Annotated in this window: 17 protein-coding genes; 5 read left to right on the forward strand and 12 right to left on the reverse strand. The window is 39.0% G+C overall.

What is annotated here, in order from left to right:
- The first annotated feature begins 102 nt into the window (after positions 1 to 102).
- The gene (locus HMPREF9088_RS00240) at positions 103 to 657 is read left to right on the forward strand and encodes an NADPH-dependent FMN reductase (RefSeq protein ID WP_007207072.1); all 555 of its coding nucleotides are present in this window, start codon (positions 103 to 105) and stop codon (positions 655 to 657) included.
- Between the two features lie 95 nt (positions 658 to 752).
- Here the strand turns inward: HMPREF9088_RS00240 and HMPREF9088_RS00245 are convergent, their stop codons facing one another.
- From HMPREF9088_RS00245 to HMPREF9088_RS00255, 3 genes are all read right to left on the reverse strand, one after another.
- Positions 753 to 941, reverse strand: coding sequence for a CsbD family protein (locus HMPREF9088_RS00245; protein WP_007207073.1), 189 nt, complete (start codon positions 939 to 941; stop codon positions 753 to 755).
- A 109-nt stretch (positions 942 to 1,050) separates the two neighbouring features.
- A complete protein-coding gene (ffh, locus tag HMPREF9088_RS00250) occupies positions 1,051 to 2,469 on the reverse strand; it encodes a signal recognition particle protein (protein WP_007207074.1) in 1,419 nt (472 codons plus the stop codon).
- A 14-nt stretch (positions 2,470 to 2,483) separates the two neighbouring features.
- The gene (locus HMPREF9088_RS00255; protein WP_007207075.1) at positions 2,484 to 2,822 is read right to left on the reverse strand and encodes a putative DNA-binding protein; all 339 of its coding nucleotides are present in this window, start codon (positions 2,820 to 2,822) and stop codon (positions 2,484 to 2,486) included.
- Between the two features lie 210 nt (positions 2,823 to 3,032).
- On the opposite strand from HMPREF9088_RS00255, the gene HMPREF9088_RS00260 reads away from it, so the two are divergent.
- Positions 3,033 to 3,740, forward strand: a complete 708-nt coding sequence (locus tag HMPREF9088_RS00260; protein ID WP_007207076.1) for a response regulator transcription factor — start codon at positions 3,033 to 3,035, stop codon at positions 3,738 to 3,740.
- Positions 3,737 to 5,467 carry a sensor histidine kinase gene (locus HMPREF9088_RS00265; RefSeq protein WP_007207077.1) on the forward strand — a complete coding sequence of 577 codons (1,731 nt, stop codon included), beginning with the start codon at positions 3,737 to 3,739 and terminating at the stop codon, positions 5,465 to 5,467. The genes HMPREF9088_RS00260 and HMPREF9088_RS00265 overlap by 4 nt, the downstream gene beginning before the upstream one ends.
- A 78-nt stretch (positions 5,468 to 5,545) precedes the next feature.
- On the opposite strand, the gene HMPREF9088_RS00270 is transcribed toward HMPREF9088_RS00265, so the two are convergent.
- From HMPREF9088_RS00270 to map, 8 genes are all read right to left on the reverse strand, one after another.
- Entirely contained in the window at positions 5,546 to 6,433 is an 888-nt protein-coding gene (locus HMPREF9088_RS00270) for a phosphate ABC transporter substrate-binding protein (protein ID WP_007207078.1), read from the reverse strand.
- Between the two features lie 498 nt (positions 6,434 to 6,931).
- Positions 6,932 to 8,098 carry a pyridoxal phosphate-dependent aminotransferase gene (locus tag HMPREF9088_RS00275; RefSeq protein WP_040365966.1) on the reverse strand — a complete coding sequence of 389 codons (1,167 nt, stop codon included), beginning with the start codon at positions 8,096 to 8,098 and terminating at the stop codon, positions 6,932 to 6,934.
- A gap of 59 nt (positions 8,099 to 8,157) precedes the next feature.
- The gene (locus HMPREF9088_RS00280) at positions 8,158 to 8,697 is read right to left on the reverse strand and encodes a hypothetical protein (RefSeq protein ID WP_040365968.1); all 540 of its coding nucleotides are present in this window, start codon (positions 8,695 to 8,697) and stop codon (positions 8,158 to 8,160) included.
- A gap of 127 nt (positions 8,698 to 8,824) precedes the next feature.
- Complete coding sequence (gene copZ, locus HMPREF9088_RS00285) at positions 8,825 to 9,037, reverse strand: copper chaperone CopZ (RefSeq protein ID WP_040365970.1); 213 nt, start codon at positions 9,035 to 9,037, stop codon at positions 8,825 to 8,827.
- A 1-nt stretch (position 9,038) separates the two neighbouring features.
- Positions 9,039 to 9,482 (reverse strand): CopY/TcrY family copper transport repressor, encoded by a 444-nt coding sequence (locus HMPREF9088_RS00290; RefSeq protein ID WP_007207082.1) that lies wholly within the window; start codon positions 9,480 to 9,482, stop codon positions 9,039 to 9,041.
- A gap of 111 nt (positions 9,483 to 9,593) precedes the next feature.
- The gene (locus HMPREF9088_RS00295) at positions 9,594 to 10,724 is read right to left on the reverse strand and encodes a glycosyltransferase family 4 protein (protein WP_007207083.1); all 1,131 of its coding nucleotides are present in this window, start codon (positions 10,722 to 10,724) and stop codon (positions 9,594 to 9,596) included.
- Positions 10,724 to 11,662: a YihY/virulence factor BrkB family protein gene (locus HMPREF9088_RS00300; RefSeq protein WP_040367059.1), complete on the reverse strand. Its 939-nt coding sequence runs from the start codon at positions 11,660 to 11,662 to the stop codon at positions 10,724 to 10,726. Before HMPREF9088_RS00300 ends, HMPREF9088_RS00295 begins: the two co-directional genes overlap by 1 nt.
- Before the next feature lie 15 nt (positions 11,663 to 11,677).
- Positions 11,678 to 12,442, reverse strand: a complete 765-nt coding sequence (gene map, locus HMPREF9088_RS00305; RefSeq protein ID WP_007207085.1) for a type I methionyl aminopeptidase — start codon at positions 12,440 to 12,442, stop codon at positions 11,678 to 11,680.
- 144 nt (positions 12,443 to 12,586) lie between these two features.
- On the opposite strand from map, the gene HMPREF9088_RS00310 reads away from it, so the two are divergent.
- Complete coding sequence (locus HMPREF9088_RS00310) at positions 12,587 to 13,033, forward strand: flavodoxin (protein WP_007207086.1); 447 nt, start codon at positions 12,587 to 12,589, stop codon at positions 13,031 to 13,033.
- Positions 13,034 to 13,177: 144 nt separating this feature from the next.
- Here HMPREF9088_RS00310 and HMPREF9088_RS00315 read toward each other — a convergent pair whose 3' ends face one another.
- On the reverse strand, positions 13,178 to 13,762 hold the full coding sequence (locus HMPREF9088_RS00315) for a TetR/AcrR family transcriptional regulator (protein WP_007207087.1): 585 nt from the start codon (positions 13,760 to 13,762) through the stop codon (positions 13,178 to 13,180).
- A 222-nt stretch (positions 13,763 to 13,984) separates the two neighbouring features.
- Here HMPREF9088_RS00315 and HMPREF9088_RS00320 point away from each other — a divergent pair, with 222 nt between their 5' ends.
- Positions 13,985 to 15,220: an aminopeptidase gene (locus tag HMPREF9088_RS00320; protein WP_040365971.1), complete on the forward strand. Its 1,236-nt coding sequence runs from the start codon at positions 13,985 to 13,987 to the stop codon at positions 15,218 to 15,220.
- Positions 15,221 to 15,286: the final 66 nt, after the last annotated feature.

A 15,286-nucleotide genomic window follows, 5' to 3' on the forward strand; every position in this document is an offset into this window, starting at 1 on the left:
CCAACTTTTTTCACTTCCAAAAAGTATGCTATTATTTTTGCAATATTTTTTCCATAGTAATAAAATACATATAGATATAAAATTAAAGGAGGAGTTTTTGTAATGACAAAGAAAATTGGCATCATCGTAGGTAGTTTAAGAAAAGATTCTTTAAACAAAAAAGTAGCAAAGTATTTTGCTAGTGCGTTACCTGAAGATTTTGAACCAGTATTTGTTGAAATTGATGACTTACCTTTATACAATGAAGATTTAGACGTTGAAGGCGCTGTTCCTGAAGCTTGGACACGTTTTAGAGAAAAAGTAGGTGGCGTTGATGGTGTCTATTTCTTTACTCCTGAATACAACCGTTCTGTTCCAGCTGCTTTAAAAAATGCGCTTGATGTTGGTTCACGTCCTTATGGTCACAGCGTTTGGGATGGCAAGCCCGCTTTAGTCGTAAGTGTCTCTCCAGGTGCTATTAGTGGTTTTGGTGCAAATCACCACTTACGTCAATCACTTGTGTTCTTAAATATGCCAACATTGCAACAACCAGAAGCATATATCGGCAATGCAGCAGCTTTATTTGATGCTAAGGATGCGTTAACAGAAAAAACAACCTCGTTCTTCGATTTGATTACTTCAAAATACATTGAATTTTTCAAGAAATTAACTGATTAAAAATACCCACTACTGCATAGTCTTTTTAGGCTATGTAGTTTTTTAATAAAAAAAGTAGATGCCTAAGCATCTACTTTTGGAAATGATTCGTCTAATTATTTTTTGTCTTTACGGTCGACAAATTCATTGACTTTTTTTGCTACATCGTCAGCGAATTCTTCAACTTTTTCTTTGGCATCGCCAAAACCTTTTTTAACTTTGCCCTTTAATTCTTCGGAGTCATCACCAGTTACTTTACCTTTAGCTTCAGTTACTTTACCTTCTACTTGATCTTTGTTCACCATCGTGCATTTCTCCTTTCAGTTTCTATATTTATAGTATCATCATTCCCGATAGAGAACAAATAATACGAATAATTATGACGGAAAAGAGAGCGCGGTCAAATACTATCTATTATTTGCGTTTCTTTTTCTTCTTTTTGTTTTTCTTGACCATCCGATTCATCGCCATCTTACCTAATTTTCCTTTGATACCTGTCCCAAACATTTGATCCATTCCTGGGACATTAAAGTTTCCATTAGACATTTTTTGCATCATTGTTCTTGCTTCTTTAAATTGTTTAATCATGCGATTGACTTCTACGACATTATTTCCAGATCCAGCTGCAATTCGTCGTCGTCTACTAGGATTCAATAAATCAGGATTTTCTCTCTCTTCTGGTGTCATCGAAAAGACAATGGCTTTTTTACGCGCAATATCTTTTGGATCCACTTTGAAATTATCCATTCCTGGAACTTGGCTCATGCCTGGAATCATTTTCATCAAATCTTCTAATGGCCCCATACTCATCACTTGATCGAGCTGTTCAATGAAATCATTAAAGTCAAAGCTGTTTTCCTTCATCTTTTTCGCAAGTTCTTCTGCTTTTTTCTCGTCGTAATCTTGCTGAGCCTTTTCAATCAACGTCAGCATGTCACCCATACCTAAAATACGACTAGCCATTCGGTCTGGATGGAAGATTTCTAAGTCAGTCAGCTTTTCACCAGTACCGGTAAACTTAATCGGTGCCCCTGTCACCGAGCGAATCGATAGCGCCGCCCCACCACGAGTATCACCATCTAATTTAGTAATCACGACACCAGTAATTCCTAATTGTTGATTAAAACTATCAGCGACCGTCACGGCATCTTGTCCAGTCATCGCATCGACCACGAGTAAAATTTCGTTTGGTTGTGCCAATTCTTTGATTTGTTTTAACTCTTCCATTAGTGCTTCATCGACATGAAGACGGCCGGCCGTGTCAATTAATACATAATCATTTTTCTTTTCTGCTGCGACGGCTAATCCTTGACGGACAATCTCGACCGGACTTACAGTCGTACCCATATCAAAAACAGGGACATCTAATTGTTGCCCTAAGACTTTTAATTGGTCAATTGCTGCTGGACGATAGACGTCACCTGCAATCATTAAGGGGCGCGCATTTTCAGTCTTCTTTAAGCGATTGGCTAATTTTCCGGCAAATGTCGTTTTACCGGCCCCTTGTAACCCGACCATCATAATGATTGTAGGAATTTTGGGTGATTTTTCAATGCCGACCGTCTCTGACCCGAGTGTCGTTGTTAATTCTTCGTTAACAATTTTTACGATTTGTTGTGCCGGTGATAGGCTATCTAGGACCTCAGCACCAACTGCGCGTTCCCGTACATTTTTCGTAAATTCTTTTACCACTTGTAAGTTGACATCGGCTTCTAAAAGAGCTAGGCGAATTTCTCGCATCATTTCTTTTACGTCGGCTTCAGTAACTTTTCCTTTTTTTCGTAATTTGCTCATCGCTTGTTGCAAGCGCTCAGTTAAGCTTTCAAATGCCATGTTTGTTCCATCCTTTATTCATCAATTTCGGCTAATTTCACGACTAAGTCATGTGCGAGTGTATCATCTGGGTAGTTGGCGTGCAAATGTGTCTCCAACTTTTCAAGCAGCTGGCTACGTACGACATAATCTGAATACATATGTAATTTGCGTTCATAATCTTCAAGTATTTTCCCCGTGCGCTTAATATTGTCATAGACTGCTTGACGACTAACAGCAAACTCTTGTGCAATCTCCCCTAAAGAAAAATCATCTGCATAATACATTTCCATATAGTTCATCTGCTTTTGTGTAAGAAGGGTGGAATAGAATTCAAAAAGTGCATTCATTCGATTGGTTTTTTCAATCTCCACAAACAATCCTCCTCTAAAATCTTTTCAATATATTCGTTTAATAGTATACCATTTAACTGACTGGCAAACCACCTCTTCCTTTTATATCCACCTCCTCTTTTAGATCATTTGTATGATTTCCAATTTCTACAAACGATCATTTGACAATAGTCCCTATTGTCAATTCATGATAGAATGAACCTATGAAAAAAAGGAGCGGAAGTAGAACCCATGAAAAAAATTCTTGTTGTCGACGATGAACCGTCGATTGTCACGTTATTAACCTTTAATTTAGAAAAAGAGGGCTATCAGGTAACTAGCGCAACAGATGGTCAAGAAGCGCTAGAAATTGCCTTGATGCAATCTTTTGATTTTATTTTATTAGATGTGATGCTACCTCATATGGACGGGATCGAAATTACCAAACGCTTGCGCCAAGAAAAGGTAAACATCCCTATCATTATTTTGACTGCCAAGGATGATCCAATCGATCGCATTCTCGGTCTAGAAATTGGTGCTGATGATTATTTAAGCAAGCCATTCAGTCCGAGAGAAGTCATTGCTCGAATCAAGGCTATCGCTCGTCGCATGTCTCAAAATGAAGTCCAACCAATCGATGAAGAAAAAGAAGAACTCGTCAAAATTGGCTCGATTGAGGCCGACTTATCGAACTATCAAGTCAAAGTTAAAGGGGAGCAAATTTTTCTGACGCCGAAAGAATTTGAATTATTGGTCTATTTTATGAAGCGCAAGGATCGCGTCATTGATCGGGATACTTTACTTGATCGTATTTGGCATTTTGATTTCGATGGGCAAAGTCGGATTGTGGATGTCCATATTAGTCACCTTCGCGAAAAGATTGAAGATGATCCCAAGCATCCACAATATTTACAAACCGTTAGAGGATTTGGCTATACCTTTAAGGAGCCTCATCGATGAAACGTTTTTTCAAAAATTATGGTGCACTAACCGTCGTGTTTGTGCTTCTTTTTATAGCTAGCTGGCAATTGATTAGCCGCTTTTATAATCAACAAGTCACCAATCAACAAGTCACGTATTTACAACAAAAAGGCGCATTTTTGCTACGTGTCAGTAATAATCAGTTAGCCACGCTTGAATCCTACCGAGATACTTACGTAGCGGATTCAGATGAACGGATCACCCTTTTGGATCCTTCAGGCCAAATTTTAATGGACAGTACTGATTCGTCGCTCCAAGGATCGCGAGCGAATCGAGCTGAGATAAAAGCCGTTATGAGCGGCAATCAAATCGGTCAAGCCACACGGTGGAGCACCACTTTACATAAGCAGTTGCTCTACGTCGCGTTACCTATTAAACAGAATAACAAAATCATCGGGTTCATCCGACTAGCAGAGCCTGCCGATGATTTTTTGAAAAAATCTGCAAGCATTAAGCAATCCATCTTGATGATTTATTTCCTTTTTTCATTCATGGTCTATTTTCTAGCTTTGCGAATACTAACCAAACGGAACCGACCAGTGGAGACCGTCTTACCTATTCTAAAAAAAATGATTAAGGGCAATGCTGATGGCGAATTGTTTGAACCTACTAAGCCTAATGAACAAGAAGAAGAATTACTTGCAGTCGTGTCGACCTTAAATGAACAGCTAAATCAAACTTACCTTGCTTATGAATCAAGTGAAAAGCAACTAGCGACTTTATTTAATGAATTAAAAATTGGTATCTTCATACTCGATTCCGATGGTCAATTAAAATCAATGAATGTTTCCATGCAAAAAAATCTTGGTATCGCACCGATTGAAGCTTGGAATGTCCCTTTTGCTTCTGTCATTACCGATACACACCTGATCCAATTAATCTATCATGTCAGCGAACGGGTCCCATTTGTCAATCAAGAGATTAAAATTAACGCTACTAAAAAAATATTAGATATAACGCTCCGTTACTTCAAAGAGGACCATCAAGTATTAGTCATCGCTTATGATTTGACCAAAATTCGGCAATTAGAAAAAATGCATCGTGATTTTGTTGGCAATGTAACGCATGAGTTAAAAACACCCGTCACCTCTTTAATTGGTTTCACAGAGACACTCTTAGATGGCGCTAAAGATGATCCAAAGACGCTTACTGACTTTTTGACCATCATGCAAAAAGATGCTTATCGGCTAGAAGAATTAATTCAACAAGTCATTCAACTATCCAAAAGTGCCGATCGCTATGATTATGAATTAAAAAATATCCCGCTTTTTCCTTTTATTCAACATATTATCGAAAGCTACCATACGCTTGCCGAGGAAAAAAAGATTCAGTTTCAAATTCATGGCAACCCAGATTATCTTTTCTTTACAAAGCAAGAACTCTTGCAGGCCATTTTAAAAAATTTAATTGAAAATGCTCTATACTATTCTCGAGATGCGACGACTATCCAAATTCTTTTCAGTCAGGTGAATCAAGAATTAACCATTCAAGTAAAAGATCAAGGAGTCGGTATCGATGAAGAAGACCAGAAGCGCATTTTTGAACGCTTTTATCGTGCCGATAAAGCCCGTACCCGGAACTCAGGAGGCTCAGGTCTTGGTTTAGCCATTGTCAAAGAATACGTAGAAGCACTTAATGGAACAATTGAACTTCAAAGCTATCCCGGAATTGGAACAACATTTATTATCCATTTCCCATTAACTTAAACACCCGCAAAAAATGACCCCCAACTCTTAGACTAAGAAGCTAAGAGTTGGGGGTCAAATTATGAATTCATTTGTTTTTTATTTTACATCTGTAACAGTGCCGTCAGCAGAACGTTCCACTTTCATTGATGTAATTGGTAAGTAACCTAATTCCTTCACTGCACCATTTTGAACTTCATCGCTAGTCATATAATCTAAGAATTTCTTCACGCCAGCATCTGGTTCACCTTTTGTATACATATGTTCATATGACCAAACTTTCCAGTCATTTGTTTCAATGTTTTCAGCAGTTGGTTCTACGCCATCAATTGATAGTTCTTGTAAAGAGTCATCAATATAAGATAAAGCTAGGTAGCTAATTGCTCCTGCTGTTTCAGAAACGATTTTCTTCACTGTTCCTGAAGAATCTTGTTCTTGACTTTGGATTGGTTCAGCGCCATCCAGTGCCCATTTTTCAAATGTCGCACGTGTACCACTTCCTGATGCACGGTTGATGACTGTGATTGCTTCGTCTTTTCCACCAACTTCGCTCCAGTTTGTGATTTTACCAGTGAAGATATCAATTAATTGATCTTTTGTCACATTTGACACACCAGCATCTTTATTAACTACTGGCGCCATACCCACTACTGCAACTTTATGGTCAACCAAGGCACTTGCATCGACGCCATCTTTTTCTTCAGCAAAAACATCAGAGTTACCAATCGTTACTGCGCCACTCGCTACTTGACTCAGACCCGTACCAGACCCTCCGCCTTGAATGGTGATATCGTAATTTGAATTTGCTGCTGAAAAGCTTTCTTGGGCAGCCTCTACTAATGGTTGTAATGCTGTCGAACCTACTGCTACAATTTTGACTGATTCAGTTGAAGCACTTGAGCTGCTACTTGAGTCACTGCTGGAATTACTTCCACATCCCGCTAATAAAATACCTGCTAATAATAGGACGGAACCTAGTTTTTTCATTTGTTACTCTCCTCTCTCTTTCTAACAACCATAGTCTAACAAGGTGATGTAAAAAGAGAATGGATTTTATGTAAAGAATGATGCGTCTTCTGTTAAGTATCTGTAAATAGTATGCAATGCAACTATTAAGGTCGTGACAAATGCGCTTAGATCTGAGCAATAAGTCAGAAATGACAAAATTTTCTTTTCGAATTTTGAGAATTTTTGACTTATTGCCGAGGATCTGCTTTTGGTACACCGTTTATTAAGGTCGTGACAAAAGCGCCTAGATCTGAGCAATAAGTGCAGAAATGACAAAATTTGCTTTTCAAATTTTGAGAATTTTTGACTTATTGCCGAAGATCTGCTTTTGGTACACCGTTTATTAAGGTCGTGACAAATGCTTCGATTTTGATAAAACGACGAGACAGAATGAGCTACTATGACAAAAACCAGAAGTCTAAGAAACGACTTCTGGTCTTTTGCTTGGATCTGAACAAGTCTATCTCAGCTTCCCAATTATTCCTTCATATAACTTTCTAGACGATTCATCGCTTCTTTTAATTGTTCTAGACTTGCCGCATAACTAATACGGACATATCCTTCTCCTTCTGGTCCAAAGGCAACGCCAGGAATAATCGCTAGTTTGGATTTTTGAGCTAAATCAACACAAAAGGCCATTGAATCTTGTTGATAACCAGCTGGTATTTTTGCAAAAATGTAAAAAGCACCTGACGGCTTGGCAACTTCAAAACCAAATGAAGTCATCTTATCATAAACAAAGTTGCGACGGGCTAAATACTCTTCCTTCATTACATCTGCATCATTAATTCCTTGAACCAATGCTTGCAAAGCTGCTTTTTGTGAAACAGTTGTTGCTGCTGTCACTAAATATTGATGCGTCTTAATAATTTCTTTCGCTAATTCTTCTGGTGCGAAAATAAATCCTATGCGCCAACCTGTCATGGCATGTGATTTTGATAAGCCATTAATGACAATTGTTTGCTCTCTTAAGTGACGTGCCAATGTTTCATGCGGTGCATCATAACTCAATTCACTATAGATTTCATCACTAATAACGAACACATCGTATTTTTTTAGTACTTCGGCAATCGCGGCTAATTCTTTTTCGTCATACGTCACACCAGTAGGATTACTAGGGAAATTCAATACCACTGCTTTCACTTTTTTTCCACGTGCTTGTAACTCTTTATCTAATGCTGCTGGATCCAAGACAAATCCGGTCTCTCTTGTATCGATATAGACTGGCGTCGCTCCCGCTAGCGTAATAATTGGCTCATATCCTGGATAGATAGGTGCTGGTAATATCACTTCATCACCAGGGGATAGGACACTGAGTAAGGTTGCTGAGATTGCTTCAGTCGCACCTACTGTGACCATAATCTCTGATTGCCAGTTATACGAAACGCCATACTTTTGCTTAAAGAAGGCTGCCGCTGCTTCTCGAACATCTGCTAACCCTGCCATGCCAGAATAATGCGTATAGTTTTCTTCAATTGCACGGATCCCGGCTTGTTTGACATGCTCTGGTGTATCAAAATCTGGTTCACCTAATGTCAACTTTAACATATCTGGTATTGAAGATACTTGCTCATCAAATTGTCTAATTAAAGAGACTGCGATTTTACTTAATTGGGGATTAAACCGATTTGTTAATTGACTCAATATGCTCACTCCTTTTTTTTACATACTAGCACATTTTGCTATATTAGGAACGCTTTTTTTTAAGTCAATTGGCGAGCCAAAATTTTTTTTACAATCATGCGGTCCACTAATGGATTTTGACTGTCTAATTCACCAATCAAGTCGACAAAGAGGCTCTTTTCATGATTTTTTTTACGGTATTGATAAACAATCTTGCCCGTTGTCTGGAGTTCTTTCATCAGCTCGTTCACTCCACCGAAGCCAGTTTTCTTCGTAATAAAGCCAAGGCTGACCATTTTTTCATCTAACTGCTTCACTGAAATACTCGTCCCGACAATAATCGTTTGTCGAATTTGTTCGATCATCTGTTGGCTAAGGCCCTCCAATGAAACAGCCTCACCAGGTTCGGAAGTCGGTTTGAAGGAGCGTTCACGGAGTTGTTGCAACTCATCTAATAGCTCTTCATATTGCTGCTGTGTCACCATCACTCCAGCAATTTTTTCCCGATTGAAAATATAGACACCCGTACCAGCTTCACGTGCTTGCTGGAAGACGTCCATTGGGGATTTTTTCACTTCGGTAATCGATGATGTGGGCACTTCAAGCCGTTTTAATTCCATGTCCGTTGTCACTCCTTCATTTTTCAGCCTATTATACCACACGTTGATGAACTCTATATGTCGATTAAGTATATAAAAAAGGAAGTGTGATAAAAGCCTTCACACTTCCTTAAGTAACCTACAGTCATTACGCTAGATGCGCGTGATAGTTTGTATCTGTGTTTATTTTTTCGATGATTTGATCACTTGTTACTTGCGTTTCATCGAATTTAATGACACCGTTGTTTTTCTTTAAATGAACAGCTACTTTTTTGATTCCAGGTAATTCATTTACTGCCTTTTCGACATGTGCGACACAATGCGCACAGCTCATACCTTCAATTGCAAATGTTTGTTTCATTTTACATTCCTCCATTTTTTTTATGACACTCACATTGACCAGGGACACAATCACATTGAATGCTAGCCACGGGTTCTTTTTGAGTTAACTGTTCTTTTATTAATTGAATATCGTCTGCCGTCAACTCCACCTGAGCGAGTATTTCTGCTACTGTATGACCTATTTTTTTGGCACAGATATGTGACAACAATTCCGAAGTAGCATCATGAATCACTTGCCGTTCGTTAACTAGTGGACGATAAAGAAACTTTTTGCCATCCTGTTCGGTCGACAATGCTCCTTTTTTTACTAAGCGGCCAAGTAGCGTCTTTATAGTAGCCATTTTCCAATCTTTGGCTACTCCTAATACATCAAAAATCCCTTTTGCATCGCTACAGTCCTCATGCCAAATAACGCGCATCACTTCCCACTCAGAATCACTAATTTTTACAGGTTCCTCCTTCATCAGGCTTCACCTCTCTTCCGTTTACAAAAGTAATCCTTACAACTGAATCTTACACCTTGCGTTCATTTTTGTCAAAATGAAAAATCGGACGCCCTTTTCGGACATCCGACCTTATTTGTCTTTTCTTTTTTGTAAATATTTCTGCATGACCTCTTGTCGAAATTGACGATTGCCAAAAAATTTCAAGAAATGCAATAGCGGTTGCCGATTTTCGCCAACTAACCCAATTAACTCAATAAATAACTCTAAGCCAAATATCGTCATGATGACTAATAAGATGATTGCAGTCGTACTCGCATAATTCATCAGTAATGCAATAAACGAAAAAATAATCGCTAACGCATAAATAGTCATAACTGCCCCTCGATGGCTAAAGCCTAACGACATGAGTCGATGATGCAAATGCATTTTGTCAGGTGATGAAATCGGCTGACGATTAAAGAAGCGGCGAAGCATGGCATAAATCGTATCTGTTATCGGCACACCTAAGATAAACATGGGTGTCAAAACAGAGATGAAGGTAACATTTTTTAATCCTTGTAATGAAAAAACTGAAATCAAAAATCCTAGCATCAAGGCACCTGTATCTCCCAGGTAAATCGCTGCCGGATGAAAATTAAACGGGAAAAAGCCCATGATTGAAGCGACTAATGTAAAAATCATTATTGAAATCACGATACCATTATCAGGTAAATAAAAATAACTGACAATGCCAATCGTCACGAGCGCAATCATCGATATCCCTGCTGCTAAACCGTCTAACCCGTCAATCAAATTTACCGCATTAGTGATAGCCAAAATCCAAAGAATAGTAATCGGCAAACTTAGCCAGCTTAAATGAAACATTCCTAAAAACGGGATGGACATGGTATTGATCCGAATGCCGGCTACATAATAAATTTCAAGTGCAGCGATAATTAATCCCGTTATTTTTTGGAGCGGTGACAACTCCTTTACATCATCTATTACCCCCGTAATAACCACAATCAATGCTCCTACTAAAACAGGCAAGACATTCGTGCCGAAAAGGTCATGGCGAAACTCCCAGAGTGTCGCAAGGGAGAAAGCTAAAAAAATCGCAAGTCCACCCGCAGTTGGCATCGGTTTACTATTGATTCTACGCTTATTAGGCATATCAACTGCCCCTATTCGAAAAGCCAAAAGCTTAACTAAAGGCGTAAAGACCGCTGCCAGCATCATGGTTAAAAAGAGTTGGATGATGAATTTGAAGGTAAACGCCATTACTCATTCCCACTTTCATCGTCATTATTTGTTAGTTTATCTGTCAGTTTCTCCGTCACTCTTTGGACGGGTCCTTTGCGTTCTTGCACTTCTTTCCCACTAACCATTTCTTCTATAATGGCATTCAATATGCCTCCAATAATAATAATCGATGCCGCAAAATTCAACCAAATCATCAATACGATAAAACTTCCAATAATTTGGTAACCGCTAATTCTCCGTGTGAAATACATCGCATATAGACCAAAAATTTGGGAAAGAGCCATCCATCCAGCTGTTGTAAAAATCGCACCCGGCAAGGCAGACCGAAGCTTCACTTTCGCATTTGGGACAATCCAATAAATCATCGTTAACATTGCCAATAATCCTAATATTGTTACTGGCCATTTAATCGTCTGGAACAACGAAATCCATTCTGATGGAATTTGGAAAATTGGTTGCAGTATATCTAAGATAACTTTGCCAATCCCCATGACTAAAAAGACGCCAACAATTGAAATCATAAAAAAGATAATAACGAAAAACGAAACAATACGTACAATGATAAAGTTGGAGCGTTGTTCAACACCATATGCGCGATTCATCGCCGTTTGTAAGCCATTGATACTTTGGCTAGCAGACCACAACGCCCCCAATGCTGATACTGACAAGAGCTTACCTGATCCTTGCGTCAACAGGTCCTTAATAGCTGGGCCGATAAAGTCATAGATTTGACTCGGTATCATTTCTTGCAAGTATGGCAAAATAGTATTGGGATTAATTGAGAGAAAAGGCAAGATATTGCCCACCGCAATTAACAAAGGAAAAAGGGATAACAACAAATAATATGCGACGACCACTGAAGTATTTCCGATATCCGAAGTTGAGATGCGATTGCTTGCTATTTCGATAAATTGGCCTATTTTTTCGTTTTGTTTCACCCGTTTAAACCAACGAATCATTCCCTAACCTCCCTAATACGTTCCTTCCTCTCCTTGTGAGGTTAGTAAACGCGGACCGTCTTTTGTGATTGCCAAACTGTGTTCATATTGACAACTTAGTGAACCATCACGCGTATAAGCTGTCCAGCCATTAGGATCCATTTTCATTTGCCAGTCGCCAATGTTGACCATGGGTTCGATGGTAATCACCATACCTTCACGTAAGCGTAACCCTTTTCCAGCTTCGCCATAATGAGGAACCATTGGATCTTCATGGATCGTTGGGCCGATGCCGTGACCGATGAAGTCACGTACTACACCATAGCCTTCGCCCTCAACATACGATTCAATCGCATGACCAATATCACCAATTCGATTACCGATAACGGCTTGTTCAATTCCTAGGTATAAAGCTTTTTTTGTTACGTCCATTAATTTTTTTACTTCTGGACTAGCTTCACCTACTGCATAGGCCCAACAAGAATCAGAGATGGCGCCTTTGTAGTCCACGCACATGTCAACTTTAATCAAATCGCCTTCTTTAAGAGCTTTCTTTCTAGGAAAACCATGACAAATTTCATTGTTTATGCTACAGCAAGTCGCATACTTGTATCCTTCAAAACCAATTTGAGCTGCCACTGCATTATGACTTTCAATAAAATTACGAACAAATTCTTCAATATCCCAGCTAGTGATTCCTGGTTTAATAAACGAACGCAAATGACGGTGAACATCAGCTAAAATTGCACCTGACTCTGCCATTTGATCTATTTCTCTTTGTGACTTTAATGTAATCATTCTAATTCGTCTCCTCTATTTAAATACGATTCATTTTACCATAGGGACTGCTATTTTCCAAACACTCACTGTCAAGGTTTTCATTCCTAGTTTTCTTTGTTATAATTGCTTTGCAAATACTTTTTTAACAATGGTGGGAAGAAAATGACAGTAGCAAAAATCGTTTATGCAAGTTTAACCGGTAATACAGAAGAAATAGCAGACATTGTCGCCGAAGCATTAGAAAATTTAGACATTGACGTTGAAATCAATGAATGTACACAAGTGGATGCAGATGATTTTCAAGATGCAGATATTTGTGTTGTTGCTTCTTATACATATGGCGATGGTGACTTGCCAGATGAAATTATGGACTTTTATGATGATTTAAACGAACTTGATTTAGCTGGCAAAATCTTTGGGGTATGTGGTTCTGGCGATACCTTTTATGACTATTTTTGTAAGTCTGTGGATGACTTTGAGGCAACTTTTACCAAAATCGGTGCGACAAAAGGTGCGGATAGTGTCAAAGTCGATCTTGCTGCTGAGGAAGAAGATATTCAACGACTTGAAGCTTTCGCAAAACAATTAGCCACAGCTGCGGCCAACTAAAAAAGGGAGTGTGACAATTATTTATCACACTCCCTTTAGCATAAACTGGTATGCCAAAAGCCAGTCTCTCAGCAATAAGTCGAAATGCCAACATTGAGGAACTTAAAAACTTCCTGCTCGACTCGCTTTTGACACCGCCTCTTTTTATTTAGATGTTTTGACTTTAATGTCGATAATCTCTTCTCGCTCTAACACAATCGCTAATGTCTCTTCTAAGGCTTTAATTACATCCTCTTGAACAAACTCCAAGATGCCAGCTGACATTAAAGAAGCCATTCCTGTTGCTACAATCCAAAAGCCGATATAGATCGATTGAATTTGCTCGTCTGATAAATTCGCGTAATCTGAATGCTCGATTGCGATTTTTTTGAACCAACGAAATGATGTTTCTTGCATCATTGATCCATTCCCAGAATCTTCCAAATACAACGCCCGGTATAATTTTTTCTCTTTGGTAGCAAAATCTATGTAATTTAACCCAAAATCGATGAGCCGATTCGTTGTTACTTCACGAGTGAAGATATCCTCAGATAGATGCTTAAAGATTACTTTGACAACTTCCTGTTTCAAATCGTCCATATTCGCAAACTCTAAATAAATGGGCTGAGTGGAACATTTCATTTGATTCGCGATATTTCGTGCAGTAAATTTAGAAAAGCCATCATTTGCCACTACTTCATATGCAGCTGTTAAAATCTGATCACGAGTAATCGTTTTTTTTCTAGCCATCTCTCCATCTCCTTATTCATAATCACAACGTTTTTGAATTACTAGTTTTATTTTAACATGCCACGATGCGATTTAAAACTATCGCCTACTTTGTGGAAAAATTTCATAAAATTCTTTTAACTTTTAGGCAAATTATTTGCCAATCCATTTGTTTTCATTCAATGAGAATGTTATCATATGAAGCGTTATGACTGATTTTTTTGAAAGGAACAGATGCTACAAATGAAAAATACAACATTTTATCAAAATTTAGAAACCTATGCACAACTTGTCGTAGAAGTTGGTGTCAATGTTCAAAAAGGACATACCATTGTGCTCTCAGTGAGTGTTGATCAAGCACCATTGGCTCGTTTGATTACCGAAAAGGCTTATGCACTCGGCGCTGCTGAAGTCATTGTACAATGGACGGATGATGCCATTCAGCGTTCATTTCTGACACATGCTGAAGACGATCGTCTAGCAATAGTACCACAATACAAAGTAGACCAAGCAGATGATTGGTTGGCAAAAGGAGCTAGCCGGATTAGTGTCGTGTCTACTGACCCAGGTGCATTCGCCTCAGTGGCTGGCGACCGAGTAGCGACGTATCAAGCTGCTTCTGGCAAAGCGCTGTTAAATCTTCGCAAAGCCAGTCAAGCAAATAAAATTAGTTGGACTGTTGTAGCCGCAGCTAGTGTCGAATGGGCCCAACGAGTCTTTCCTGATAAATCTCCTGAAAAAGCCCAAGAAGCACTATGGGATCAAATCTTCCAAACGACCCGTGTCTATGAAAATAATCCAGTTGAAGCATGGAAAAACCACGATGAATTATTACGCAAGAAAGCAAACGAATTGAACGCAGAACAATTTGACGCATTACACTATACGGCACCTGGCACAGACTTGACGATTGGTCTACCTAGCGGACATATTTGGGAAGGTGCTGGTAGCTTTAATAGCCGAGGGGAAGAATTTATGGCAAATATGCCTACCGAAGAAGTCTTTACTGCCCCTGATGCAAATCGTGTAGACGGCTATATCTCTAGCACTAAACCACTAAGTTATGGTGGGACGATTTTGTCTGGAATGCAGTTTACCTTTAAAGATGGCAAAGTGATCGACTACTCAGCTGAACAAGGCCAAGAAACATTAGCGAGCTTACTTTCAATTGATGAAGGTGCCAAACATCTAGGTGAAGTAGCCCTAGTACCAAATCAATCACCTATTTCTCAATCAGGACTGACTTTCTTCAATACGTTATTTGATGAAAATGCCTCTAACCATCTAGCTTTAGGTGCTGCGTATGCCTTTAGTGTGACAGGTGGGACAGAAATGACTGAAGAGGAATTAAAACAAGCTGGCTTGAACCGTAGTCAGACGCATGTTGATTTTATGGTTGGCTCAAGCCATATGAATATTGACGGCATAAAAAAAGATGGTTCACGCGTACCAATCTTCCGTAATGGCGAATGGGCATAACAAACATCCTATCTTTTAAGAAAAAAGCAAAAACGAATGAAACGTTTTTGCTTTTTTCCATATGCT

The organism is Enterococcus italicus DSM 15952 (assembly GCF_000185365.1).
Lineage (GTDB): Bacteria > Bacillota > Bacilli > Lactobacillales > Enterococcaceae > Enterococcus_G > Enterococcus_G italicus.

Coding starts and splice junctions, on each gene's coding strand:
- HMPREF9088_RS00240 (WP_007207072.1), top strand. CDS start 103: ATGACAAAGAAAATTGGCATCATCGTAGGTAGTTTAAGAAAAGATTCT.
- HMPREF9088_RS00245 (WP_007207073.1), bottom strand. CDS start 941: ATGGTGAACAAAGATCAAGTAGAAGGTAAAGTAACTGAAGCTAAAGGT.
- ffh (WP_007207074.1), bottom strand. CDS start 2,469: ATGGCATTTGAAAGCTTAACTGAGCGCTTGCAACAAGCGATGAGCAAA.
- HMPREF9088_RS00260 (WP_007207076.1), top strand. CDS start 3,033: ATGAAAAAAATTCTTGTTGTCGACGATGAACCGTCGATTGTCACGTTA.
- HMPREF9088_RS00265 (WP_007207077.1), top strand. CDS start 3,737: ATGAAACGTTTTTTCAAAAATTATGGTGCACTAACCGTCGTGTTTGTG.
- HMPREF9088_RS00270 (WP_007207078.1), bottom strand. CDS start 6,433: ATGAAAAAACTAGGTTCCGTCCTATTATTAGCAGGTATTTTATTAGCG.
- HMPREF9088_RS00280 (WP_040365968.1), bottom strand. CDS start 8,697: ATGGAATTAAAACGGCTTGAAGTGCCCACATCATCGATTACCGAAGTG.
- copZ (WP_040365970.1), bottom strand. CDS start 9,037: ATGAAACAAACATTTGCAATTGAAGGTATGAGCTGTGCGCATTGTGTC.
- HMPREF9088_RS00290 (WP_007207082.1), bottom strand. CDS start 9,482: ATGAAGGAGGAACCTGTAAAAATTAGTGATTCTGAGTGGGAAGTGATG.
- HMPREF9088_RS00295 (WP_007207083.1), bottom strand. CDS start 10,724: ATGGCGTTTACCTTCAAATTCATCATCCAACTCTTTTTAACCATGATG.
- map (WP_007207085.1), bottom strand. CDS start 12,442: ATGATTACATTAAAGTCACAAAGAGAAATAGATCAAATGGCAGAGTCA.
- HMPREF9088_RS00310 (WP_007207086.1), top strand. CDS start 12,587: ATGACAGTAGCAAAAATCGTTTATGCAAGTTTAACCGGTAATACAGAA.
- HMPREF9088_RS00315 (WP_007207087.1), bottom strand. CDS start 13,762: ATGGCTAGAAAAAAAACGATTACTCGTGATCAGATTTTAACAGCTGCA.
- HMPREF9088_RS00320 (WP_040365971.1), top strand. CDS start 13,985: ATGAAAAATACAACATTTTATCAAAATTTAGAAACCTATGCACAACTT.